Genomic DNA, 24271 nt, shown 5'->3' with positions numbered 1-24271 from the left:
GGTTCATAGGCCAGCCTACATGCCGAGCGAAGCTTTGTAGAGCTTGATCTGGTTGTCGCGGCCGATCTGGTCGGTCAGCTTCTCCCAGGCCGCCGCAATGGCGTCGGCGCCTTCCTGCGCCTTCATCTTGCCGGCGAAAGTGTTGGCCAGGATGTCCTCGGCGGCGCTGTAGTACTGGAAGATCCCGGGGATGCGTGGCTCGATCGCCGCGTTCGGATGGTTGTAGCTGTCGGATTCCGACTTGAGGTAGGAGGTGATGAACGCCTCGTCGTAGCCGGCCGCCACCCATTCCGGAATGTCGAAATGCGAGTTGCGGTAAGGCTGGAAGCCCGATGGATACATCGCCGTCCAGATCGACAGGTCCTTGCCGCCGAGATGAGCGGCGGCGGACCATGCCGCCTTCTTCTTCTTTTCGTCGGCATCGACGCGGGCCATGACATAGACGCCCCAGCCGAGATAGGCGCAGTTGGGCGCATAGTTCGGGCCGCTGGCGAGCTTGTCCCAGGCGCCGGTCTTCGCATTGTAGACATCGTCCGAGCCCGGCAGGATCGAGAAGCCGGTGACGTCGCCGACGACGGAAGAGTCGTTGGTCTTGACGTTGGAGCCGACATCGCCCCACCAGGTGACCATCGAGCCGGTGCCGGCCAGGAACTGCTGGAAGGCGGTCGTGTTCGGATCGGCGTTGATCTGGTCGGCGGGTTCGGACGGCAGCGCGTCGATGACGTCCTGGATGGCGCGCACCCAGGCCGGATTGTTGACGCGCGGCTTCATCGTGTCGGCGTCGAACAGCCAGGCCTTGTCGTCGGGGTGCTTGGCATAAGCGGTAGCGCGGCTGCCAAGGAAATAGAAGCCGAAGCCGCCCCAGGGCTTTGGCGCGTCGAGATAGCCATAGACGTCCTGGTCCTTGAGCTTCTTGCCCTTGAGGAACTTGGTCGCCGCCTGAACCTGCTGCCAGGTCTTCGGTACGCCCCATTCACCTTCGCCGCCGCCGTCTTTCCAGGCCTTGGCGAGGTCGGCATCGGCGAACACGTCGGTGCGGTAGTTGAAGTTGTGCGCGTCCCCGTCGACGGTCACGCGGTATTGCTTGCCGTCCCAGGTGCCGACCGGCGGCTTCAGATAGCTGACCAGATCGTCGAAATCGATCTGGGTCTTGACCCAGTCGGGCATTTCCGACGTCAGGCCCTTGCCGCAGACATCGCCTTCGAACGGCGCGCCCATTTCGATGATGTCGAAGTCGACGGTGCCGGTCGCGATCGACTGCTGCAGGCGGGCGTTGTAATCGGCCTGCGCCAGGTCGATCCAGTTGATCTTGGCGCCGGTGTAGGTCTCCCATGGCTTCAGGAAGCCGCGGAACAGCACATTGTGCAGGTTCTGGTTGTTGAGACCCATGAAGGTCAGCTCGACGCCGGCGAATTCGCCTTCCTTGACATTGGCCTTGGTCGCCTCGAGGCAGAGTTCACCGACCTTCTGGAAATCGGCGTCCGTCGGCTGGCCTTTGCCGACGCCGGGGATCTGCAGGATTTTTGTGCGCAATTCGCTTGCCGCGGAGGCCGGGCGCGTCAAGGCGCCAAGTCCGGCGCCGGATGCGGCTGCGATCGCGGCCATGCTGGCCGCACCCTTCAATATATCGCGCCTTGTGGCGCCGGCTCGAACCAGTTTGTCGTAAAGACCCGTTCTCATCGCCTATTCCTCCCAGAACATCAGTGTGAATAAATCGGCCAACTGTCGGACGCTGGAGCGCCAACGATGCTCCCCGGTTCGGAAACGAATTAGGCAGGACCCCACCCTGCGTCGATTGAAATTCCCTGCGGATCGGGTACCGACATTTTGACCAGCGCCTGCCACTATTCTCACAACCAAACGCCGTGTCAACGAGAGCGGGTTTTTATCTATAAGAGACCGACTTGCCCTGGCAGGTCGCGTTGGTTAGCTTCTGCGCCTACGGCTAATGGAGCCGATGGGGGAGATATGGCGCAAGTCGCGATCAGCAAGGTGGCCAAGGCCTTTGGAACGGTCAAGGTTCTGCACGAAGTCAGCGTCGATATCGCAGACGGACAGTTCGTGGTGCTGGTTGGCCCTTCGGGTTGCGGCAAGTCCACTTTGCTCAGGATGGTGGCCGGGCTGGAGACCGTCTCCGCCGGCACGATCGCCATCGGCGACCGCGTCGTCAATCATCTGCCGCCGGCCAAGCGCGACATCGCCATGGTGTTCCAGAACTATGCGCTCTATCCGCACAAGACGGTCGAGCAGAACATGGCCTTTGCGCTCAAGCTCAGGAAAACCGATCCGGCCGTGGTCGCCGAGCGGGTCAAGCGCGCCGCCGACATCCTCGACCTCAATCCCTATCTGAAGCGCTATCCCCGCCAGCTTTCCGGCGGCCAGCGCCAGCGCGTGGCCATGGGCCGCGCCATCGTGCGCAATCCGCAGGTCTTCCTGTTCGACGAGCCGCTGTCCAATCTCGACGCCAAGCTGCGTGTGCAGATGCGCACCGAGATCAAGGAACTGCACCAGCGGCTGAAGACCACCACCATCTATGTCACCCACGACCAGATCGAGGCCATGACCATGGCCGACAAGATCGTCGTCATGCGCGACGGCCGCATCGAGCAGGTCGGCGCGCCGTTGGAGCTGTTCGACAGACCGGCCAATCTGTTTGTTGCCGGCTTCATCGGTTCGCCTTCGATGAATCTGCTCAAAGGAGTGATGCGCAAGGGCGACAAGCCTGGTGTCGACATCGCTGGCACGCTGTTCCCGATTGCACCAGGCAATGCCGCGCAGGACGGCCAGGCGGTCGTCTATGGCGTGCGCCCGGAGCATCTCGAGATCCATCCCGATGGCGTGCCGGCGAAGATTTCGGTGGTCGAGCCGACCGGCTCGGAAACGCTGGTGTTCCTGCGCTTCGGCGAAGGCGAGATGGTGGCGCTGTTTCGCGAGCGCCACGACTTCAAGCCGGGCGACACGCTCAAGCTGAAGCCAAGGCTCGACCAGATCCATCTTTTCGACGCAGAGACCGGCAAGCGTCTCTGATCCCAACTCACGAGGAATACCATGCTCAAAGGCATCAACCCGCTGCTCAATGCCGACGTGCTGCAGGCATTGCGGGCAATGGGGCATGGCGATGATCTGATCATCGCCGACACCAATTTTCCGTCCGATTCGGTGGCGCGCCAGACGGCGCTCGGCCGCGTGCTGCGCATCGATGCCTCGGCGGCGCAAGTGGTCAAGGCGGTGCTGTCGCTCTACCCGCTGGACACGTTCGTTGATGACTCCGCCGCGCGCATGGAGATTGTCGGCAAGCCTGACGAGATTCCCGCCGTGCAGAAGGAAGTGCAGAAGGAAATCGACGCGGCCGAGGGCAAGTCGTGGCCGATGATAGCGGTCGAGCGCTACGCCTTCTACGAGCGGGCCAAGCAGGCCTATTGTGTCATCCAGACCGGCGAGCGCCGCTTCTATGGCTGCTTCGCCTTCCGCAAGGGCGTCGTGCCGCCGGATGCGGAGTAGCGGCATGGCTTTGGGCAAGCCGGTCGTCATCCTGGGTGTGTTCGTCGCCGACACGGCCTACAGGGCGCAGCGGCAGCCGCGCATGGGTGAGACGATCCTCGGCACATCCTTCACGCTGGGGCCGGGCGGCAAGGGTTCCAACCAGGCCATTGCCGCCGGCAAGCTCGGCGCCGACGTCACCTTCCTCACCCGCCTCGGCGTCGATCCCTTCGCCGACATGGCCAGGCAGACCTGGGCGCAGGCGGGCGTCAAGAATGCCGTCATCGACACGCCGGAAAGCTACACCGGTGCCGCCTACATCTTCGTCGAGGAGACCACCGGCAACAACGCCATCATCGTCAGCCCCGGTGCCGCCATGCTGATCTCGTCAGCCGATATCGAAGCCAATGCCGGGCTGATCGGCGGTGCCGGCGTCTTTGTCACCCAACTCGAACAGCCGATCGAAGCAGCCATGCGGGCGCTGGAGATCGCGCGTGGGGCAGGGGTGACGACGATCCTCAATCCGGCCCCCGCGGCAAAGCTTCCCGACCGCATCTACACGCTGTGCCACTACCTCACACCCAACGAGACCGAGACGGAGGAACTGACCGGAATGAAGGTGTCCACGGTCGACGATGCGCGGCGCGCCGCGGACAGCCTGCTCGAAAAGGGGGTCGGCACGGTCATCGTCACGCTCGGCGACAAGGGCGCGCTTTTGCACTCGAAGACCCGCTCCGACCATGTTCCAGCCGTCAGTGCCGGGCCGGTGGCCGAAACCACGGGGGCAGGCGATGCCTTCAATGGCGGCCTGGCCGCAGCACTGTCGCGAGGCGTGGAGCCGCTGCAGGCGGTGCGCTTCGCCTGCGCCGTCGCTGGCATTTCGGTGACCCGGCCAGGGACCGCGCCGTCAATGCCGACGCTTCGGGAGGTCGAGGCGCTGCTGGCTGGGGGATAAGATCGGCTTGGCTGACTGGCCGCTGACGCCGCCTCCGGCCAGTTCTTGAGGCCCTATGGTTTTTTCGAACGCAAGCTTGTGGAGATATTGCGCAGCGGGCCTGTGAAGCGCCAGCTTCTGGACTGATGCAAGGCCGCGACTTGCAGCTGGCAAGCCTGCAACGTTTGTTCGATCTCGTCCTTCTCGTTCCTGGCATCCGAAGCGGCGCTCTGCAGCCCGACGCTGCTTTGGTGAGCCGCCTCAAGCTCACTGCGCAACCTTGAGATTTCAGAATGCAATGTCGTCTTCTCGGCTTCAGCGCATGCAAGCATCGGTCGGATCGTCTGCACATCCTCCCAGGCAAGGCGCGCTACCAGATCCCCGACGGCACGGCGCATCTGCTCGCTCCAGGCCCTGGGATCAACACGCATGAGGCGCGAGTACTCGGATTGTTCCTTGCTGGCGTTCGGTATCCAGACGCGCAAGGCCGAAGGCCACCAGCCGGCTCTGTCGGCGATATCAAGCAGTGTGGCGAGTTGGGATACTGCGGAGTGCCGTGATTTTTTCCATGCGGCGCTGAAATGCAGGACGGTTGGAACGCGGCAATAGGTGAAGGGGTTTCGCGGATTCTCGCGCATGATTCGCCGCCACAATTGCCAGTCCCCGGCCGATGCGACGTCTTCGGGCCAGACATCTCGCGACGGCAGGCAATCGGCCCGATACAGGAAGCAACTGGCGGGTATCGTGTTGCCGACCTCAGTGAACACCCTGAACTCATCGGCCAGGTCCAGATTGGTCAGGAAGGGGGCTGCGATGCCATCGGTGGAAACCCACAGCGCCTGACTGTACGCGATGGCAGCTCCAGTTTTGAGGCCATCCGCCAGGATCTCAAAATGATCCGGAAACAGGAGGTCGTCATCGGCGGCAAAGCCAATCAACTCGCCGCGTGCCTCACGCAGCACGATGTTGCGGTTAGCGTAGCCGAAGTTCGGCGCCTTGGGGAGATCGAAGAAGCGAATGCGGCTGTCATGGAAGGCTCCGACCACCTCGGCCGTGCCGGCCGCGCAGCCGTCGCCGACGACCAGCAGTTCAAAATCCTCGACGGTCTGGTCCAGCACCGATTGAATGGCCACACCGATGACATCCACGCGCGAGTGCGTCGGCATGAGGATGGAAAAGCGGGGCTTGCTCACCATCCCTTGGCGCTGCCGAAATCATGGGGGATGAGATCGGTATCGATCGGCAGGCGGTACTTATCGGGATTTGCGTGATCGTATTGTATCGTTGGGAAATTGATGGCAACTAGGTCGGATGTTCCGATGTTTCTGTCGGCATGCCAGACAAATTTCGGAATGTTGACCAGGCGTGGACGATTGCCGGAGAGGTAAACCTTCGAAACCTTGCCATATGTGCTGGATTCGGGGCGGGGGTCATAAAGGACCAGTTCCATCTCGCCGCTGATCACAAAATAGCGGTCCTCGTGCAGCTTGTGCAGGCCCCACCCCTTCACCACGCCAGGGCGAATTGTGAACATGTAGGAAAAGACCAGCGGGTCGGCATGCCAACCCCAGCGCGGGTCATAGATCTCCGTGACGCTACCGCGGTCGTCACTGTGTCGGATGCTGTCGAAAAAAGACATGCCGTCCACAAGGGGCGTAGTGCTTTGCCGCTGCTCGTCCAGAGTCCGTTGATCCTGCTTGGCGGCGGCAAGTGTTGTCTCCAGAAGATTCAGGCTGGTGTGATCGCTCATGTACAAAGCCTCCGCTTTTGACCGTCTTAGCCCGACCTTCTTCTCACAATTTTCGATGGATGTCCTGATCGGGCTGACAGGTCGTGCAGCCATGATGACTTTTTCGGGCACGGTTGTAGCTTCGATGGGAGCGGAGGCAGGCGCGCAGCGGGGGGCCACCGACAAGATTGGGCGGCGCCTTGCTTTGCGCCGGTGAACGCGACCAGAGCGTGACGTCGTCAATGCCGAGGCGTTCTTGCGTCCATGCTTGGGAGATTCAACTCAGATACGAGACAATCCGAGTTGCCTCATCCAAGGAGATTTTTTGACAATTAATGTCGACATTTCTCCGAAGCCAAGGGCTTGATACCCTTGGGAGAAATGGCGCGAGTGACGGGGCTCGAACCCGCGACCTCCGGCGTGACAGGCCGGCACTCTAACCAACTGAGCTACACCCGCGCATGGCGAACACGTGTCAGCCGTGTTCGTCGTTGGGGCGCTGGATAAGGGGTTCGCCACCGGGTGTCAAGCGCGACAGGACAGCATAACAGCAAACAGGAGAAGGTTTTTTGACAGCCGGCGTTTTGTTGGCAAAACCGGCATGCAACCAAGCCGTCCCGCACTCATTTGGCCTTGCGAAGCCGGTCCCGACCGCTTAAAGGTCCGGCCCGGAGCGGGCGATTAGCTCAGTTGGTAGAGCGCTTCGTTTACACCGAAGATGTCGGCGGTTCGAGCCCGTCATCGCCCACCATTCCAATCAAAGAGAGTAGCGCTCTCCTTCTCCCAAAAACGCTGATAAATCAGCTGCTTACGCAATCTACGACGTTTTAGGTCGGACGTCAAACAAGTTGACTACTGAGCTAATCGCCCGTCTTGAACCGGGCCGACTCGCTGTCGGTTGTGACACCAGTGTGACAGGCGGCCACCCCTACCGGGGTACAAGGGGGACGCCCCCGGCCCGTACCATTAGGTATCTCGACAAAGAAAAATCTCCAAAAAATTACTGGCTTCGGGCATTCTTCCAGCAGCTTCGCCTGAGGGTCCGAAGGGCATCAGCGCTCGCTAGGTGCCTCCGGCTTGCGACAAAGAGGAGGAGACAAGAGGAGGCTCGATGGCTTCTTTCTCCACTGGGTCCATTCGATCAGGCTGAATTCGCCAGATAGCGGCCCGAACTCCCCCCGTTGTGTCCCTCCTGCTCTCATATGGAGCAAAGCGGGAGAGAACCGGGCCGGCATACCCTACCCGACAAGAAAACAACCCTAGTGAACTCAATCCAAATCCCAATGTCGGATACCAATAGATAGGGTATGAACCTTAGGTGTACTGATCGATTCGTAAAGAGGAATCCCTATACAAATGACTTCAGTACACCCCTCTCAAATTAGTTTGTCAAATCACCGAAAGGTAATTCTTGAGGTCCGTTCCGATCAGTACGGAACCAACCTTAAAAAGACACCGGGCTTCCCCCGTTCTTGTCTGAGAGCTATCCCCCCCAGCGCTATCGCCGACTTGAAGTCTGGATGATCCATTACGTCACTCTTGAAGTTGGACCGAGACATCCCGAGAAACTCCCTAGCCTCGGCTGTCGTTATGGTCATTCCCGACAAGACGTTCGCAACGACAAACTCGACAGCGTGTCCGACCTTACCAGTCAATCTCTTTTGGACATCAGCACCGTCAGGTTGCCAGTCCAAAATTTCAGCATCCGGAAAGATCACCTTCAGTTGCTCGACCGGGAAGCCTGTACCCCCACGAGACGAGAACACCGCATAAAGATTGCACCCCTCAGGACAACCGCCATTGACCGTCTTTCGTATCGATCCGCGCCCGGCAGCCTGAAAGATGTGGTGGCTGATCTCGCCAATTCTGGTTTCAGCGAAATCCCGCTCTGAGAACTCATCGTCGACAGCAGCCTTCTTCGCGCCCCGCCCCATCGCCTCGTATGACGCAGGGTCGTACTGAAGAGTGCCAGCAAGGATGACGTATCGAACGTCTTTAAACTCGTTCGTCGCGGTGTGCCGCCCCCAGTTTACGAAGTGGACCATGCCAGGACGGCGAGGAAGCTTGCCGCCAATCGCTTTCACGATATCAGGCTGGTTCTTTCCCGATACAAGCTTGTGATGGACGATCAGGACAGGCTCATCATCTGGTATCTCGGCAACCATCTTGACGACACCATCCGCTATTTCCGCGACGGCCTTGAAAGCACGTTGCTTCCTCTTTCCTGCCCCCTTGTTCCAATGATGGATTTTCAGCCCTGCATAGGATTTCTCAGGCGAGTGAAGGCGATAGAGTTCGCCCCTGTCGTCTTCCCAAAAGCGATATGTCTTCCTAAGCCCACCCGACGCGTCGAGGATCAGCATAGGTGCCAGATCGGGAGGTAGGATATCCTCGTAACCGAGTGTGATGGTGCCGCTGTAGGCGTCTTTGCGCACCCGAACAACATGTCCCGATAGGTACCAAAATTGTTCCGCTATGTCCTTGTCGGGAGAGTGGGCGAAATGAGATCGGAAGCTATCGAGGTCGGTCCCGGCCTTATCGATGTCGGGCATAGTGATCCGGTCGCCTTCGTGGTTTTCCAGCGAAAGGGCGAAGCGCTTCAACTCCGAACTCAGTTCGGGATTCACTTGCTGCAACTCCTTAAGCAGCCGGAGAAGATCGAATTCGCCGAGCCTTAATGCCATCGACGGAAGGATAGCCTCGTCCCATATCCGGACCTGTCGCGGCTTGCCCCTGAAGCGGAGTTCCTTCATGTCCGCGAAAGGCGTTCCGTTCTTGGAGTATGCCTCCAATCGCTGTTGCGTCGTGAACAGGACCCTAGCTCGCTCCGGGATCGGATTGCCTAGAGCATTTATGTCCTCGTCTGAGGTGATCGCCGCGAACTCATCCTTCGGCAAATCCATGAGCTTCGCCAGCGCCCTGATCTCTTCAAGCCGGGAGAGAAAGTAGATCACTCCGACACCCTCGAATTCAGGGTCGGCAATCAGAGCTTTGGTGCCTTGGACGGCGACTGTCGTTTTGCCCATGCCAGGAGGCAATGACGACATGTACCGATAGTTCTTCTGTACGCCGCCAAACCGCCCGGTCGCCATGCTTTCATAGACGGCGGCAATCTGACCTAATCCCGTCCAGTGGTCGAAAGATGGGCCATGCCCCCACTCCTCGAAAAGCTCATACGTCATATCGAGGATTCGATGGCGAAGCGGGTATCCTTCGATAAGCCCGGCTGTCAGCGACACAGGGAGCGGGCCTGTGTTTGATGCCTCTGTGGCGCGAGCCTCCTGCTTGACCCTGCTAGGGGCGTCTTTCACCTCGGATGCGTCTAAGAGCGCCGCAAGGTCGTCAAATTTGTGTAGTGCCAAGTTCGTGTCTCTCCTTTCCGTTGGGCAGTTGTTCGGGGTGAAGCCAGTAGCCTAGCTTCGGCTTATCGATGTGTTTCTCGCTCCGGGCGTATCGATCCTCCCGCATCAGGTCGTGAAGGGCTTTGATGACCTCACTAGGCACCCTTCCGCTCCTGAGAGCGACGGAATCGACATATTCGTTGACTGACTGGAATTCCCTGACGACGCCCCGTCGCAAGACCACGATTTTTCCGCCCCGGATCGTTGCGGTAGTATCAACTCCGATATTGATTGGAGTCATGGCGGTGAAACCATCGGGACGGATGCTAACTCAGTCTCGGCAACATTCCGCAAAAGGTTCAAATCGAGGCTGGTACGGGTCCTCTTGCCGCCTATTAGATCAACAGGCCAAAGACGCCCTGAATCGGCACTGTTCGACCTCGATTCTGCACCTCGTAATCCGTTGCTTTCGTTATATAATTTACACTGATTGCACGGCTTCCCGGTATAGGGGTAGCGGGTAGCTCCTTTTATCGCTTCTTGGGCTTCCCTGACAGCAGGTGATTCCGGTAAGTTGGCCGATTGGAGACGCCTCAAACGTCCCCGTTTCGCAACATGCCGTGGATTGTCCGAGACGCGTCCCGCACGCTTCGCCCTAGCCCTGTTTCCACATTCCTCAGAGCAAAACCTTTGGCCGTGCCTACGCTTGGTGAATTCCCTCCCACAGTGACAAACACACAGACCGAATTTGATCTGACTCCTTGTCGGGACCGAGAGGTCAAGCATGGGACACCGGGAGATTCCGGGCCTTGAAGACGACCTGACCCTTACGCCGCGACTTCCCCACCTTGTCAGGACGGAAGATCAAAGGCTTTCGAAATGCCGGGTGATAGGAACCGGCTTCGATCCTCTCGGCCTTCTCCGCTTCCAGCCGTTCCTTTGCCTCAATCAGGAGGGCACAGTCATGCTTGGTTGAGAAGCCGTCTCGGATCGACAGGTTATCGCGACGGAGGTTCAGCGGATCGCCGTCTAGGTACTCTACGATCTGACCGGCCTTGGCATCAGCCAGGACACGGGCGACGATCAGCCGGAGGCCGTATGGCCCCCTTGCGGAGACGGAACCTCCAAGGATCGACCAGTTCGGGTAGAGTTTAAGGGCGACGAGTTCGTTATAGTCGGGAAGGTCTAGCACCGCTTCGCCTTCACCAAACCGAGACAGCGGGACATGTACAAGAAAGGCCCCCTTGCGAGAGCCCTCCAAGATTCGAACAGGACGGGCCTGCATCAGTCGGCCTTCCTGCCCGCGCTCATTTGAGCGAAAACTGACGACCTCTTGGGACCCTTGTCGGCCACAGGGACGCGGCGGATTGCATCCTCCATGCTCCCCTTGGCGAGTCCTCGCTTTTCTAGCAAAGCCATTGCGACAAGCTCCCCAAACTCTGGAGAGGCCACACCATCGAGGGCTTCGGCGGCTTGATGAACACGAATACGAAGCATCTCCCGTTCTGCCTCGCCCATTTCGGCGAGTTTCTTGGAGATCATGGAGCGGTCGGATACGGAAAGTGAAACAGACATAAAACTGCCTTTCTAAATTGAGTTTGAAAATTGGATTGGAATGAAGGTGAGGTCAGATCGCGGAGAGATTGACGTCGAGGCGTGCGCCTGTCTGGGATGAGACATGAGCCATCTCGATCTTCCAGCCGTTCTTCTCTGACCAGTCGCGGAGTGCCCGGACAAGCCCGTTCCGGCTCGTAAAGGTTCCTAACGCCGCATCATCAATGCCAATGAATTCGGATCGATAGAGGTTATGCTCAGTCTTGAGCAGCTTTACGTGCCCGGAGTTGCGGCCCTTTTCTAATTTGATCAGGGTTACGTCAAACGGCTCCGGGAAATTGCCGATGTAATTTAATTCTGGTGTTCCAATGGATGCGATATCGGTAGGCGTATCTTTGTTCATTGATTCCTTCATAGAAAACCGTCCAAGTCCCAGAAGGGACAAGGTTGAACAGGTTTTGTGGTTGTTGGTGTTTCTTAGTTCTTAGGCGTTAATCGCTCAGGCCGTTAGAAGGCTGCAGAGCTTTGGAAGGCGGCTGTTAAATTGCCAGCCTCATCTTAGAGTATAACATAAATATACGTGAAAGTCAATAGCAAACGCAGGACTACAAGAAATATAACGGAGTCTATTCTTGCAACTCGCTGGATAGTTTAGATTTTATCCCCTCTCCATCTCCCTCTGTATGAGCCTATCAAGTTCGACAATACGGATTTTCAGCCTTCGGCTTTCGCCGACGAGTTGAGCCAACTTCCAATCTGGATCGTCGGACGGAAGCATCTTCGATTGCGAGATGGAGCGTGAGCCTCTGTAAAAGTCTATGACGGTACCCATTCGAATAAGTCCTTCCTGTCGCCAAGTCCGTTGGCGGGTTGTTGCGTCGCAAAACTGTGAAGGTGCGGTATCCGGCTGGCTCGTCTAATCCGCTCGCGTGGGGGACGTCATTGACGTATGTGCCAGTGGTGGCCGTCAGTAGTTAGACGACTCGATTGCGGCAATCCTTGGGCCTGAGTTAGTGCCCCAAATGAAAAATCAACTTGCGGTCATGTCCGCATAGACCGATCCGAACAATGACCTGACGAATTCAAGGGCTTCCGGATCGTCGATCAAAAGCTTCCTCACTGCATCTTCGTATTGGGTCTCGCCCTGGAATCCAAGCTTCTGAGCTATTTGTCGTAGGGCGGGCGTTTCCCTGACAGGATAACGAGCGACGATATGTGATAGGTCCGCCTGTCCACATGCCTCTTTAAGGCGATTGTGTTCGCGATCCACCACTGTCGGCACGTCGATGGTGATATGGATAGGTTGTGCACCAGCAATATCTTGGCGTTTAGGGAGTTTGCCCATTAGCTCTTCCCGTAGCGAGGCTTCTACAGCTCGCTCACTAAGTCTAGCAGTGTGGGGCAATATAGCAGCGATTGCGGCTTGCCGAGCCTCTTCTAATAAACTGTCGGGGTCGGCACCAGTTAACGCGCTTTGTCGCTGGGCCAGCCAGTGCTGGATAGTCGGATGATAGTAAATCGACTCGACTGAAAATGCCCCCAACGCATGAACGCCCTTGCGCGCTAGCGCCAAAATATTATCGGCAGTTCGCCGATCGTTGTCGACAATTCCAAAAGCCTGAACCCAGTGCAGTTCCGAGGCATCTCGAATGCCTGATACTGCATGCTCTACGTCTCGACATGTTCGCTTCGTAATGACGGAAACCTGAGGAAAGACGAGGCTATAAAGCGGCTTGTCGAGGCTGGTATCGTCGTCACCCTCGACGAAAAGCAGTTTCCTGCGGCCTCCCAAGATGTCGCGTTTCAAATCGTCATCAATTGCAGCATGCGAAGGGAGGAAATCGGCATCCCATCCGGTGACCTTCGACCCGGAATAGCTGCAACTCCGAACCAGCAGGGTTCTTGCCGTCGGGTTGTCGAGAGGAAGCGAAACATCATGTGTGGAAATGACAAATGCGCAGTCAGGGCGTTCAGCGGATAGGAGGGTCAAAAGCGGAGATATGATAGATCGATGAAGATGGCGTTCCGGCTCGTCAATGAAAAATACGATTCCCGCGCCAGCAGTGAGAACATTAGCCGAAATTAGAAGCGCGTTTCGTTCACCATCTGATAATTCAGCTATGCTATAGCTCGCTCCAGAATTCTTACTAGCCACTATCTGATCACTAGATTTGGCCGAAATATCGATGGGGATATTAGACAATTTAAGAAGATAATTTATCCTCTTCAGAGGGGCATCGTTTTTAGACAATAATGTAGCCAACTCAATGTTTTTTGCGTCCACCGCTGCGGCAATAGCCCTAGCTCTAATATTTTCTGCATCAAGAAGGTCATATATGGTTATAGTTGAAAGACTTGCACCATAATCGTCCTTCCATCTCGACTGTTCTTGGAGGTCATATTGCAATATACTTGATTGTGTCTCATTTTTATTGTGAGATGATATAGTATTTGAATTCGAGCTGAACCAAGTCTGTCTATGGGCGGAAAGTCTGAGGGCATGGCCAAAATTTGTCTTATATAGCCGCTGCATCATGCTAGATTTTCCAACACCGTTTGCGCCTAGTACGAACAGAACTTCGCCGACCTCAATAGTGATAGGAAGCTCGCTACCGTCCGTCCGAGGGATCGTCAGATCAAAGCTCATAGTTGGACCTTCGGTATCAGAATCATTCTCTGAGTCGTAGTAAGGCTGCGCAGGAATTCATGATAGGTGCGCTCAGTATTCCCAACAGAAGAATTCAAAACGGCCCAAAAGAAAAGGCCCAAGACGGGTGCAAGGGCCTAGCTAAGTCGGATAGCATGTATGGGGCATTAACGTAGTTATTTCAGTTGATTAGTTCCACTGTAGGTTCCGACACGCTTGTCGTCTCAACCATCAGGGTTTGCGGATGCCTGACCCCAATGAGCTTGTCTGGCGACTGCGCGGCGTAGAGCTTCGCTCGGACGACCTCCTGACTGGCATGGGAGTACCTCATCAATTGGGCAAGAGTCCTGTGGCCCGATATCGAGGCGACTTCCGGGACCGTCAGGCCTAGCTCGAACAGCCTAGAAATTGCTTCATGTCGAAGGTCGTGGAAATTCAGACCGTCTATCCCTGCTCTTGCCGTCAGCCTGTCCCATTGGAGCCTCAGAGCAATCGCCGTGATAGGATAGGCTAGATCGGTAGGCTTGGTGTCGTCTGACCGCAAAACCTCCAAGATCGCAATCGCCCTTGCTGTCAGCGGGATCACCCTCGAATAGCCTGACTTTGACTCAGGGATGACCAAGGAGAGGCGTCCGAAATCGACGTGGCGGAACTGGATCGATAATATCTCGCCGCGCCTCATGGCCGTCTCTAGAGCGAACAGAATGATAGGAGCGACCAGCTTGTTTCTCCCCTTCTTCGTCGCCTCTAAGAGCCTGTCGAGTTCACCAGCCAAGAGACGCCTTTCCCGCTTGTTGTCTGTCACCTTGAGCTTCAATCCGTCGAGGGGGTTCCTGACAGGGATTTCCCATTCGACTACGGCATGACGGAACATATGGGAGAGGGGTGATAGCTCACGCTTCAAGGATTTTGGAGTGACCGGCTTGTCAGATCGGTGTTTCGGTTCGCTCAACCGCTGATCTCTGTAGGCTACGAAGTCAGCCGTGGTTATATCGTTTAGCGTCTTCTGACAGATCGGATAGCGAAGGAATCGGCTCAGGAGGATCGTCTCGACTGCCGAACCACGCTTTTTGGGGACGACTTCATCCCTGTATCGGGTGACGAGATCAGCCAGGGTGATTGTCTTGAGTGTCTTTCTGTCGGGACCAAGCTCTTGTCTGTCGTGCTGTCGTTCAATCAGTCTCGCCCATTCGTTGGCATCTGCCTTTGAGACAAATGAACGTGATTGGATGGGAAAGCCTTGGCGTCTGACCTGGACCTGCCATCTGCCGTTACGCTTGCGAAGAGTAGCCATTTTTAGCTCCGGTGTGACTGTGCTGTGACAGCAACCGATCCGTCAGCTTTTGGCTACAAAGGGGTAGAGCTATGTCTTTGATTTCACAAGGGGAATATCGCTAGGCGATAAGACCTCTAGGGAATGAGCGCTTCGTTTACACCGAAGATGTCGGCGGTTCGAGCCCGTCATCGCCCACCATTCCATAGTCCATTCAAACTGTTCCCAGACACGGAACCGAGTCGTCTGGTTCGTGCTGCACTCACGGTGGCAACAGTCGAAAATCATTGCCCTCCGGCAGCAACTGCCCGCCATCGACGACAATGGTCGTGCCGGTGATGTAGCTGGCATCGTCGGAGGCGAGGAACAGGAAGGCGTTGGCGACGTCGCGCGGGCTGCCGAGGCGGCCGAGCGGAATGGAGTCCTCCATGTTCTTGATGTAAGCCGCGCCGCGATGCAGCTCGATGGCTTCGGTCAGGATGTTGCCGGGCTCGACGCCGTTGACGGTGATGCCGTAGCCGGAGAATTCCAGTGCGGCGGCGCGGATGAAGCCGTTGATGCCGGCCTTGCTGGCCGAATAGTGGCCATGGCCCGGGCTGGTGACATGCGGGCCGGTAATGGAGGAGGTGTAGAGCATGCGGCCGAAGCGTTGCGCCTTCATCGGTACCAGGGCCGCGCGGCTGGCATTGAAGGTGCCGCGCAGATTGACCGCCATGACGCGGTCCCAGTCCTCGGCCCTGGTGTTCTCGATCAGCTGCCAGGGATAGATGCCGGCATTCTGCACGATGACGTCGAGGCGGCCATGGAGTTTGAGCGCCAGCGCCACGGCGGCCTCGGCGTCGCTCATTTGCGAGATGTCGGTGCGGATGAAGGGGACGCCCAACTCGCCAGCGGTGGCTTGCCCGGCCTCGACCTCGGTGTCGGCGAGCACCAGCCTCGCGCCTTCCTCGGCAAAGCGTAGCGCGATGCCCTTGCCGATGCCGCGGGCGCTGCCGATGATCAGCGCTACCTTGTCTTGTAACCGATTGGTCATGCGAGCCGTCCTGTCATGCGAGTCTTTGGCGAATGGTTTGCTTGAAGGCGTCGAGCAGCACGGCCGCCAGCACCAGCAGGCCGTGGATCACCTGGGTGAAATTGGCCGGCAGGCCCATCAAATTGATCGCCGTGTTGATGGCCGAGAGCAAAAGCACGCCGGCATAGACGCCGGGGAGGGTGCCGACACCGCCTTTCAGGCTGACCCCGCCGATGACGACGGCGGCGAACGCGTTGAACAGCAGGCCGACGCCGAGATTGGCGGTGGCGCCCGACGTGCGGATCGCCAGCAGCCAGCCGGCAAGGCCGGCAATGGCGCCGGCAAGCACGAAGGCGATGATGAGATTGCGGTTCACCCGGATGCCGGCGCGGAAGGTCGCCGTCTCGTTGCCGCCGATCATCACCAGATGCCGGCCGAACGGCGTCTTGGCCATGATCAGCGAAAAGACCACGAAGCAGCCAACCGCGATCCAGGCGGTCAGCGGCAAGCCGATCAGGCGCTGGATGCCGAACCAGCGGATGGCCGGCGCCAGGTCCTGTGCCGAGCGGCCGCCCGAAATCACCAGCACGAGGCCACGCACCCAGATGTAGGACGCCAGCGTGATGATGAAGGCGCTCATCTTCACCTTGACCACCAGATAGCCGTTGAAGGCGCCGATGAGGCCACCGACGGCCAGCGCCAGCAGCAGCGAAACCGGAACCATCAGCCATTCGGGATGCAGCTGCACGCCCATTCCGATGCCAGACGAGCAGAACAGGATGCCGACCGCCATGGCGCTGAGCGCTGCGACGGATTCGACCGACAGATCCATGTGGCCGGCGATGATCACCAGCGCCAGGCCGATCGACATGACGCCCAGCACGCTGGAAGCCTCGATGATGTTGGCGAAAATGCCGAGCTGAAAGTAGTTCGGGACAAAGATGGAGAAGACCACCAGCACGAACAGCAGCATGAACCACACGAGGTTGTCGAGTACGAACTCCAGGGCTTTGCGTGTGCGCGGGTTCATGGGCTGATCCGGTTGGCGCCCCCGCGAAATCAAATCGATTTCGTCGGGTTAAGGCGCGGATTCAAATTCGCCACGGCATCCTTTCGGACGCGGCGTTGTGAAAGGGCAGGCTCCGGGCCGCTATGGCCCGGAGCGCTTTCAATGACTATTCGACCGACTTGACGGTGTCCGTCGGTGGCTTCTGGTTGCCCCAGAAGGCCGGATTGTCGACGTTTTCCTTGGTGATGGCGGCACCGGGGATCTTGATGTTCGGACCCCAGGCTTCCTTGGTCACGGTCGATTTCAGGCCGAGCACGTCGTATTCGCCGGGCTTGATCTCCTGTTTCTTGACGATCTTGTCCATGAACATGGCAACAGCCGCGGCCTGCGCGTAAAGCGGCTGCTCGATTTCGGCGTTGAGCCAACCCTTGCGGATCAGGTCGAGGCCGACCGGAGCGCCGTTCGAGCTCATCAGCATGACGTCGCCCGGCTTCTTGCCGGCTGCCTCGAGCGAGGCGACGGCGGCGACCGAAAGGTGCGCGGCATGGCTGAAGATCAGGTCGATGTCGGGGTTCGCCAGCATCTGGTCGGCAACGATTGTGCCGGCATTGCTGGCTTCCCATTGCATGGCCGGAAGCGAGATGATCTTGACGTCCGGAAACGCCTTCATCTTCTCCTCGAAGCCCTTCTGGATGTCGAGCGTATAGGGATCGCCGGGATCGCCGAGCACCTGCAGAACCTTGCCCTTCACCGAGCCGTTCTTGGCTTTTAGCAGCTTCTCGGCCTGGTCGGCGGCGACGTAGCCGATCTCGACCGTTCCGGCGACAGAGGTGAAGTCGGATGGCGTTGAGGTGATCTGGCGGTCGAACTCGACCACTGGGATGCCGGCGGCGCGGGCTGCCTCGATCGACGGTTTCAGTGCATTGAAGTCAACTGCCGCCAGGATGATGGCCGCCGGCTTCAGCGCGATGACATCGTTCATCTGCGATTGCTGGGCGTCGGTCTTGTTGTCGGCGTTCAGCGTCTTCATCTCGTAGCCGGTCTGCTTCAGGAAGAGTTCCAGCGCGCTCACCGAGCCGGTCTGAAACTCGTCCAGCAGGGTCGGCACCATATAGTAGACGATACCCTTGGACTGGGCGAATGCCGGCGTGAGCGTGGCAAAGGCCAGTGCAAGGATACCGAAGACAGCAAGAAGTATTCGCTTCATGTCGTTCGCTCCTCTTAAGCCGGACCCCTCTTTGTCCCTCAGCCTGTCGGTCCGGCACCGGCAAGCGTCTCACCGGTGATCATGTTGATCACCGCATCGGGACTTGTTTTATTGCGTGCGACATCGCCGGCCACGACGCCTTGGCGGATCACCACGATCCGGTCGGCGACCTGAAAAGCCTGCTGCATGATATGGGTGATGATGACGACGCCGATGCCCTGGTTCGCCACCTGGCGGATCATGTCGAGGCCGCGCCGCGTCTGTTCGACCCCGAGCGCTGCGAACGGTTCGTCGAGCAGCACCAGCTTGCCGCCCCAATGCACGAACCGGTTGAGCTCGATGGCTTGCCGCTGGCCGCCCGAAAGGTGCTCGACATTGGCGCGCAGCGAGGGAATGCGGGTGCCGGCACTGGCCAGCGCCTTTCCGACGACGGCTTCCATGGCGCGCTCGTCGAGCACGGGAATGCCGAAAACCTGTCTGGTGATTTCGCGGCCCATGAAGAAATTGGCGACCACGTCGACATTGGTGCACAGCGACAGGTCCTGGTAGACGGTCTCGATGCCGGCTGCCTTGGCCTCTGCGGGCGACCGGGCAAGGAACTCCTTGCCCTCGAACAGCATTCGGCCGGAGGTCGGCTCCAGTCCGCCGGCGATAATCTTGACCAGTGTCGATTTGCCGGCGCCGTTGTCGCCCAGCAGCGCCACGACCTCGCCCTTGCCGATCGAGAAGCTGATGCCCTTGAGCGCTTCGATCGCGCCATAGTTCTTGGTGACGTTGTCGAGCACCAGCAGGGGTTCACTCATGCCGCAATCTCCCTGCCTTTGAGAAGGTCGCGCTCGCGTTCGCGTTCGGCCGCGAACATCTGCCCGAAGCGAGGTGACAGCACCCCGGAAACCGCAAGGGCGGCGGCGCCGCGCAGCACGGAATGCTGCCCGCCGCGTGCGACCACAACCCTGGGCGTCGTGCGGTCCTTGCGAGCCGAGACGGAGTTGTGCAGGCCTCCGGCCGAACCAGCCAGCATTTCGAGCAGGTCGGCGGACGCCAGCCCGCCGAGGATGACCGTCTCCGGGTCGAACAGGTTCTCGATGACGGCGACGGCGTTGTGAAAGATCGGTGCGACTTCGGCGACCCAATCCGCCTCGCTGCCGTTCCAGCGCCGGAGCGCCTCGAGCGACAAATATCTTTCGAGACAGCCGCTGTTGCCGCACGGGCAAGCCTCGCCGCCCGGAATAACGGGAATGTGCCCGATCTCGCCGGCATTTCCCCAGGCGCCGCGCAAGGCGCTGCCATCATGAACCATGACGCCGCCAAGGCCGACGCCGAAATAGAGATAGTAATATTCGGAAAACTGGGCGCCGAGGCCGTAGAGGCGCTCGCCCATGGCGGCTGCTGCCATATCGGTTTCAAAGAAGGCCGGCAATCCGGTGGAGGCCGCCAGCCGTTCGCGCAGCGCTACATCCTTCCAGCCGGTCATGGTGGTCGGCCCCACGAAACTCATGGACTCCACGTCGAATGGGCCGGGCAGGGCCATGCCGACGCCTAGCACCCGTCCGCCAGCCCGTAGTCTGGTCAATTCCACCACCATCGCCCCGATCAGCTCGAAGGCGTGGTCCGGCGTCGCATTTGGCGCCTCGCGGTAGATGCTCTCGATCACGTCGCCGCTCAGATTGATCAAGGCGGCACTGATACCAAGCGGAGTGATGTGGATGCCGACGGCATAGCCGCCCTCGGGGTTGATCCGGAGCGTCGCTGGCGGCAGGCCGCGTCCCTTCGGCTCTTCGCGCAGCGAAAGGATGTAGTCCTGATCTTCCAGTTCGCGAACGATGGTCGACACGGTCTGGACGGTGAGGCCGACGCGCCGGGCGATCTCGCCGCGCGCGATCGGCCCATGAAGGCGGATGGACTCAAGCACGATGCGCCGGTTGTACGGCCGCCCGAACTCCTGATTGGTCCCCCGCAGTGCCATGCCTTTGCGCCCCTTAGGAGAGAGTAGCTTCGCATTGCTTATTTATTCAGTCAAATGGAATTCAAAAATGAATTTACCACGAAGCTTTCCAGGAGGAAGGCCGTGGAGGGCGTATTCGGTCCAGGACCTGCCCACGCGTCGTCCTGGCCGATTGCCGCCATGGTGAAACCTCTTCAATGGTGAGCGAACCCCGCGACCGTTGATCTGACAAAGCATGGAGCAAAGATGATCGAATTGCCGTTTGCCCGCGACGAGTACCAACAGCGGCTTCGCAAGATCCGCACCGAGATGGCGAAGCGCGATCTCGAGCTCCTTGTCGTCAACGACGTTGCCAACCAGCATTACATCACCGGCTATGACGGCTGGTCGTTCTACACGCCGCAGGTGGTGCTGGTTCCAATCGAGGAGGTCGAGCCGGTCTGGATCGGGCGCGCCATGGATGCGGCCGGCGGTCTTCTGACCGCCTGGATGAAACCGGAAAACGTGGTCGGCTTTCCGGAAGATCATGTTCAGCGCGTCGATCGCCATCCCATGGACTGGATCGCGAGCTGGATCGTCGCCAAGGGCTGGGGGAGCAGACATATCGGCATCGAACTTGAAGCCTATTATTTCTCCCCCAAGGCGCACGCCCGGCTTGTCGCCGGACTTCCCAATGCAAAATGGCATGATGCCGACCTGCTGGTGAACTGGATCCGCGCAGTCAAATCAGCGCCCGAGATCGCCTATTTGCGCAAGGCATCGACCCTGGCCGAAGCGGCCGTCACGGGGGCCTTCGAGGTGATCGCGCCAGGTGTTCGCGAGTGCGATGCCATCGCCGCCATCCAGGCGGCGCAGATCGCGGGCAGCCCGGATTTTGCCGGCGACATCACCGCGCTTCCGCCGACAATCCTCGGTGGCGAGAATGCCTCGGCGCCGCACATCATGTGGAGCGACAGGCGGTTCGGAGAAAACGAGACGATTGCGCTGGAACTTGCTGGGGTCTGCCGCCGCTATGCCGCAGGCCTCGCCAGGACCATGCAGCTTGGCAAGACGCCGACGAATGTTTCCGACACGGCAAAAGCGGTGATCGAGGGCATGGACGCGGTCCTTGACGCGGTCAGGCCGGGAACGACTGCCGAAGCCGTCGAAGCCGCCTGGCGCAAGGTCATCCAGCGCCACGGACTGAAGAAGGAATCGCGCATCGGTTATTCCATCGGCGTCGCCTATCCGCCGGATTGGGGCGAACACACGATCAGCCTCAGGCCGGGCGACAAGACTGTGCTTGAATCGGGCAACGTCGTGCATTCCATCCTCGGCATGTGGATGGACGGCTGGGGCATCGAGATCAGCGAGACCATCCTGGTCACCGAAACCGGCAATGAGACGCTGACGAAGTTCCCGCGAGAGATCCATGTCAAATCCTGAGGGTTCGGCCATGGCAAGCGGCTCTGCGATTCCCGGCACGATCGATATCGATGCCGGAATTCTCGACCGGATGATCGAGATCCGCCGCCATCTGCACCGCAATCCGGAGCTCTCGAACCAAGAGGCCGGCACGCAGAGTTATCTCAGGCAGATGCTGGCCGGTCAGGGAATTGCCGACATCCGCGACGTGGCGGGCTTTGGCCTGGCGGTCGACATTGTCGGCACCGGCAAGCCGTCAAATCGAAAGGTGGCTATCCGGGTCGACATCGATGCCTTGCCGATCGACGAGGAATCCGGCGTCGACTATGCCTCGATAAATCCCGGCGTGATGCATGCCTGCGGCCACGATGCGCACGCATCGATGGGTTTTGCGGTCGCCGCGCACCTTCACCAATCAAGGGACAGTTTTGGCGGTACCGTTCGCCTGATCTTCCAGCCGGCGGAGGAAGACGAACCGTCGGGCGGCAAGCGCGTGGTGGAAGAGGGGCTTCTCGACGACATCGATGCCGCGATCTGCGTCCACGTCGATCCGTACACGCCGACCGGCAAGATCGCCGTGAGTTCCGGCCCCTATACTCTGGCCTGCGATACATTTGACGTTGTCGTCACAGGCTCGGCCGCGCATGCGGCGAAGCCCTATGAGGGCATCGATGCGATCGCCGTGGCCTGCTCCATGGTGGGCGAATTGCAGAAGATCGTCTCGCGCGAGATCGACCCCTACGATCCGCTGGTCATTTCCGTCACCGGCATCAACGGCGGCAACGCCTACAATGTGATCGCCGGCAAGGTCACGCTGAAAGGGACGATCCGCAGCGGCAGCGACGCCACCCGCGAGCGGGCATGGCGGCGCGTTCATGCGATATTGGAGGCAATAGCGACGGCCCATGGCGCGAGTGTGCAGGTCGACATCCACAAGGGCGAACCCGGCGTCGTCAACGACGTCGAGATGACCGAGCTGATTGTCGCCAGTGCCAAGGCCTGCATCGGACCCGACAATGTCCTTAACACGCCCGGATGGACCGTCGCGGACGACTTTGGCTACTACAGCGAGAAACGCCCTTCGGTCTATTTTCGCCTCGGAATCCGCAACGAAGCGGCTGGATCGGTCTTTCCGCTCCATCACGCCCGGTTTCGTGTCGACGAGGCCGCGTTGAAGGTCGGCGCAGCCACCCTGGTTTCGGCAGCGACGGCGTTTCTGTCGGCGGGAGCGCCTTAGTCAGCCATCATGATGATCATCGGCGCATGGGGCAGGAGCCCAGGATCGCTTACAGATACTGGGCGACCTTCTTGCCGACCGTGAGGAAGCGCAAGGGATCGATCGCTTCGCCATTGTGACGGACTTCGTAGTGCAGATGCGGGCCGGTCGAGCGGCCGCTGCTGCCGGTCTTGCCGATGACGGCGCCGGCGTCCAGTTTCTCGCCGACGGTGACGTCGATCTCGCTGAGATGCCCGTAACGTGTCGCAAAGCCATTGCCGTGGTCGACTTCCACCATGCGGCCATAGCCGCCGTTCCAGCCGGCCTTGGTGACGGTGCCGGGCGCGGTGACCTTGGCGGCCATGCCGATCGGCGCCCTGAAATCCATGCCGGAATGCAGTGCCGCGGTGCCGAGGATCGGGTCGGTGCGCACGCCGAACGGGCTGGTGACGGAGTGGCCCGGCGCGGGGTTGGTCAGCGGCAGTTGGCGCGCTTCCTTCTTGAGATGGTCGAGCGCGTCAAGCGCTTCGTCCAACTCCTTGACCTTGCTGTCGAACATCATCGAACTGTCGACCGGGATGAGCGGTCCGCCGACATCGCTGTCGCCCTTGCCGAAGTCGCTGTCGACGGGCAGTCCGGCCGCCTCGAGCGCCTGGGTGATGGCATCGGCGCTCTTGTAGGCATTGTCGGCAAGCGTGCTTATGCGGGTCAGTTGATCGCTCTCGATGGATCTCAGCGATTGGTTGATCGAGACGAAGAGCTTGTCGGCACGATCGGCGGCTGAATCGTTGGGCAGCGGATCGGAGCGGGTCGACCACAGCGAGAACGGCCTTGTGTCGCCGGCCCCGGGATCGGCGCTCAGGCTGGCGACCGCATAGTTCCGCGCGGGCTCCTTGATGCTGCCGGTCACTTCGGCGCGTTTGTCCGACTTCGCAACCGCTGCCGGATATTCGGCCGGCGCTGCACCGACTTCGCTCTCGGCGCGTTCGAGCAGCGGGCCAAGGCGACCGTGACGCTGGCTCAGCTGGCTCTGCCGTTCAAGCAGTTCGCTGACCTTGGTTTCCATCAGCTGCTGGTCGAGCAACTGCCGGCTGGTGATGCGGTCGACCTGCGCGCGAAGCGCCGAAATGCGATCTTCATAGGCTTGCTGCATGCGCGCCTGACGCGCCGTGGTGGCGCCGATCAAATCGTCGCGCAGCACGAGATAGGAGGTGGCCATGAGGTAGCCTATGGCAATGGCGGCGAGCGCCGAGCCGATAAAGGCCGCCAGCCACGGCCGGATCGTGAAATGCCTGATCTCGTTGCCCCGGGCGATGATGACCGTATGGGGCTCCTTACGCCTGCCGAATACTGCGGACTGACCGGTTGCGTTCACGGGACCAAGCTTTCGTTTACGACACCACGACAGCTTGACTACACATTATTAAGGTTAACAAAGGCTTGCAGCGCCGACTTGTCCGCAGCGGTTGCCCGCCAGGCGTGCGCAAGGTTGTAAGGGAAACCGGGCCGGCCTCGCCGGT

At 59.4% G+C, this 24271-nt stretch carries 22 protein-coding genes and 2 tRNA genes; 7 read left to right on the top strand and 17 right to left on the bottom strand.

The features are described from left to right. Positions 1–15: 15 nt before the first annotated feature. The gene (locus NKK51_RS11080; protein WP_127288684.1) at positions 16–1680 is read right to left on the bottom strand and encodes an ABC transporter substrate-binding protein; all 1665 of its coding nucleotides are present in this window, start codon (positions 1678–1680) and stop codon (positions 16–18) included. 288 nt (positions 1681–1968) lie between these two features. On the opposite strand from NKK51_RS11080, the gene NKK51_RS11075 reads away from it, so the two are divergent. From NKK51_RS11075 to rbsK, 3 genes are read left to right on the top strand one after another with little or no spacing between them, the layout of a single operon-like run. Further along, positions 1969–3027 (top strand): ABC transporter ATP-binding protein, encoded by a 1059-nt coding sequence (locus NKK51_RS11075; protein WP_127288682.1) that lies wholly within the window; start codon positions 1969–1971, stop codon positions 3025–3027. A gap of 21 nt (positions 3028–3048) precedes the next feature. Next, a complete protein-coding gene (locus NKK51_RS11070; RefSeq protein WP_352552787.1) occupies positions 3049–3501 on the top strand; it encodes an RbsD/FucU family protein in 453 nt (150 codons plus the stop codon). A gap of 4 nt (positions 3502–3505) precedes the next feature. Next, the gene (gene rbsK, locus NKK51_RS11065) at positions 3506–4435 is read left to right on the top strand and encodes a ribokinase (RefSeq protein WP_352552786.1); all 930 of its coding nucleotides are present in this window, start codon (positions 3506–3508) and stop codon (positions 4433–4435) included. Between the two features lie 53 nt (positions 4436–4488). Here the strand turns inward: rbsK and NKK51_RS11060 are convergent, their stop codons facing one another. Both NKK51_RS11060 and NKK51_RS11055 read right to left on the bottom strand, forming a co-directional pair. Beyond that, positions 4489–5610: a glycosyltransferase family 2 protein gene (locus NKK51_RS11060; protein WP_352552784.1), complete on the bottom strand. Its 1122-nt coding sequence runs from the start codon at positions 5608–5610 to the stop codon at positions 4489–4491. Beyond that, positions 5604–6164 (bottom strand): polysaccharide biosynthesis C-terminal domain-containing protein, encoded by a 561-nt coding sequence (locus NKK51_RS11055; protein ID WP_352552782.1) that lies wholly within the window; start codon positions 6162–6164, stop codon positions 5604–5606. Before NKK51_RS11055 ends, NKK51_RS11060 begins: the two co-directional genes overlap by 7 nt. On the opposite strand from NKK51_RS11055, the gene NKK51_RS11050 reads away from it, so the two are divergent. Continuing rightward, entirely contained in the window at positions 6163–6360 is a 198-nt protein-coding gene (locus NKK51_RS11050; RefSeq protein ID WP_352552781.1) for a hypothetical protein, read from the top strand. The two genes, NKK51_RS11055 and NKK51_RS11050, sit on opposite strands and share 2 nt — an antisense overlap. A 165-nt stretch (positions 6361–6525) precedes the next feature. Here NKK51_RS11050 and NKK51_RS11045 read toward each other — a convergent pair. Continuing rightward, a tRNA-Asp gene (locus NKK51_RS11045) sits at positions 6526–6602 on the bottom strand. A gap of 216 nt (positions 6603–6818) precedes the next feature. Between NKK51_RS11045 and NKK51_RS11040 the strand changes: the two genes are divergently transcribed. Further along, positions 6819–6894, top strand: a tRNA-Val gene (locus tag NKK51_RS11040). A gap of 676 nt (positions 6895–7570) precedes the next feature. Here NKK51_RS11040 and NKK51_RS11035 read toward each other — a convergent pair. The 12 genes from NKK51_RS11035 to NKK51_RS10980 all read right to left on the bottom strand — a co-directional run bounded on the left by NKK51_RS11035 (position 7571) and on the right by NKK51_RS10980 (position 20152). Then, positions 7571–9505 (bottom strand): hypothetical protein, encoded by a 1935-nt coding sequence (locus NKK51_RS11035; RefSeq protein WP_352552779.1) that lies wholly within the window; start codon positions 9503–9505, stop codon positions 7571–7573. After that, on the bottom strand, positions 9486–9785 hold the full coding sequence (locus NKK51_RS11030; protein WP_352552777.1) for a hypothetical protein: 300 nt from the start codon (positions 9783–9785) through the stop codon (positions 9486–9488). Before NKK51_RS11030 ends, NKK51_RS11035 begins: the two co-directional genes overlap by 20 nt. Positions 9786–10262: 477 nt before the next feature. Further along, positions 10263–10769 carry a hypothetical protein gene (locus NKK51_RS11025; protein WP_352552776.1) on the bottom strand — a complete coding sequence of 169 codons (507 nt, stop codon included), beginning with the start codon at positions 10767–10769 and terminating at the stop codon, positions 10263–10265. Then, positions 10769–11059 (bottom strand): hypothetical protein, encoded by a 291-nt coding sequence (locus NKK51_RS11020; protein WP_352552774.1) that lies wholly within the window; start codon positions 11057–11059, stop codon positions 10769–10771. Before NKK51_RS11020 ends, NKK51_RS11025 begins: the two co-directional genes overlap by 1 nt. 52 nt (positions 11060–11111) lie before the next feature. Then, on the bottom strand, positions 11112–11441 hold the full coding sequence (locus NKK51_RS11015; RefSeq protein WP_352552772.1) for a hypothetical protein: 330 nt from the start codon (positions 11439–11441) through the stop codon (positions 11112–11114). 627 nt (positions 11442–12068) lie between these two features. Beyond that, positions 12069–13685: an AAA family ATPase gene (locus NKK51_RS11010; protein WP_352552771.1), complete on the bottom strand. Its 1617-nt coding sequence runs from the start codon at positions 13683–13685 to the stop codon at positions 12069–12071. Positions 13686–13866: 181 nt separating this feature from the next. Continuing rightward, complete coding sequence (locus NKK51_RS11005; RefSeq protein ID WP_352552769.1) at positions 13867–14979, bottom strand: tyrosine-type recombinase/integrase; 1113 nt, start codon at positions 14977–14979, stop codon at positions 13867–13869. A gap of 241 nt (positions 14980–15220) precedes the next feature. Further along, the gene (locus tag NKK51_RS11000; RefSeq protein WP_352552767.1) at positions 15221–15991 is read right to left on the bottom strand and encodes an SDR family oxidoreductase; all 771 of its coding nucleotides are present in this window, start codon (positions 15989–15991) and stop codon (positions 15221–15223) included. 13 nt (positions 15992–16004) lie between these two features. Then, positions 16005–17000, bottom strand: a complete 996-nt coding sequence (locus NKK51_RS10995) for an ABC transporter permease (protein WP_128305439.1) — start codon at positions 16998–17000, stop codon at positions 16005–16007. A 145-nt stretch (positions 17001–17145) separates the two neighbouring features. Next, on the bottom strand, positions 17146–18186 hold the full coding sequence (locus NKK51_RS10990; protein WP_013532176.1) for a sugar ABC transporter substrate-binding protein: 1041 nt from the start codon (positions 18184–18186) through the stop codon (positions 17146–17148). A 38-nt stretch (positions 18187–18224) separates the two neighbouring features. Next, positions 18225–18989, bottom strand: coding sequence for an ATP-binding cassette domain-containing protein (locus NKK51_RS10985; RefSeq protein ID WP_128305438.1), 765 nt, complete (start codon positions 18987–18989; stop codon positions 18225–18227). Then, a complete protein-coding gene (locus tag NKK51_RS10980) occupies positions 18986–20152 on the bottom strand; it encodes an ROK family transcriptional regulator (protein WP_352552764.1) in 1167 nt (388 codons plus the stop codon). The genes NKK51_RS10985 and NKK51_RS10980 overlap by 4 nt, the downstream gene beginning before the upstream one ends. A 225-nt stretch (positions 20153–20377) precedes the next feature. Between NKK51_RS10980 and NKK51_RS10975 the strand changes: the two genes are divergently transcribed. Both NKK51_RS10975 and NKK51_RS10970 read left to right on the top strand, forming a co-directional pair. Then, a complete protein-coding gene (locus NKK51_RS10975) occupies positions 20378–21556 on the top strand; it encodes a M24 family metallopeptidase (RefSeq protein WP_352552763.1) in 1179 nt (392 codons plus the stop codon). Then, the gene (locus tag NKK51_RS10970; RefSeq protein ID WP_352552761.1) at positions 21543–22772 is read left to right on the top strand and encodes a M20 metallopeptidase family protein; all 1230 of its coding nucleotides are present in this window, start codon (positions 21543–21545) and stop codon (positions 22770–22772) included. Before NKK51_RS10975 ends, NKK51_RS10970 begins: the two co-directional genes overlap by 14 nt. 49 nt (positions 22773–22821) lie before the next feature. Here NKK51_RS10970 and NKK51_RS10965 read toward each other — a convergent pair whose 3' ends face one another. Continuing rightward, entirely contained in the window at positions 22822–24126 is a 1305-nt protein-coding gene (locus NKK51_RS10965; protein WP_352552760.1) for a M23 family metallopeptidase, read from the bottom strand. Positions 24127–24271 lie beyond the last annotated feature (145 nt).

The organism is Mesorhizobium sp. M0011 (assembly GCF_040324155.1).
Taxonomy (GTDB): Bacteria; Pseudomonadota; Alphaproteobacteria; order Rhizobiales; family Rhizobiaceae; genus Mesorhizobium.
The sequence above is the reverse complement of the archived record's forward strand: the minus strand, read 5'-3'. Positions and strand labels throughout refer to the sequence as shown.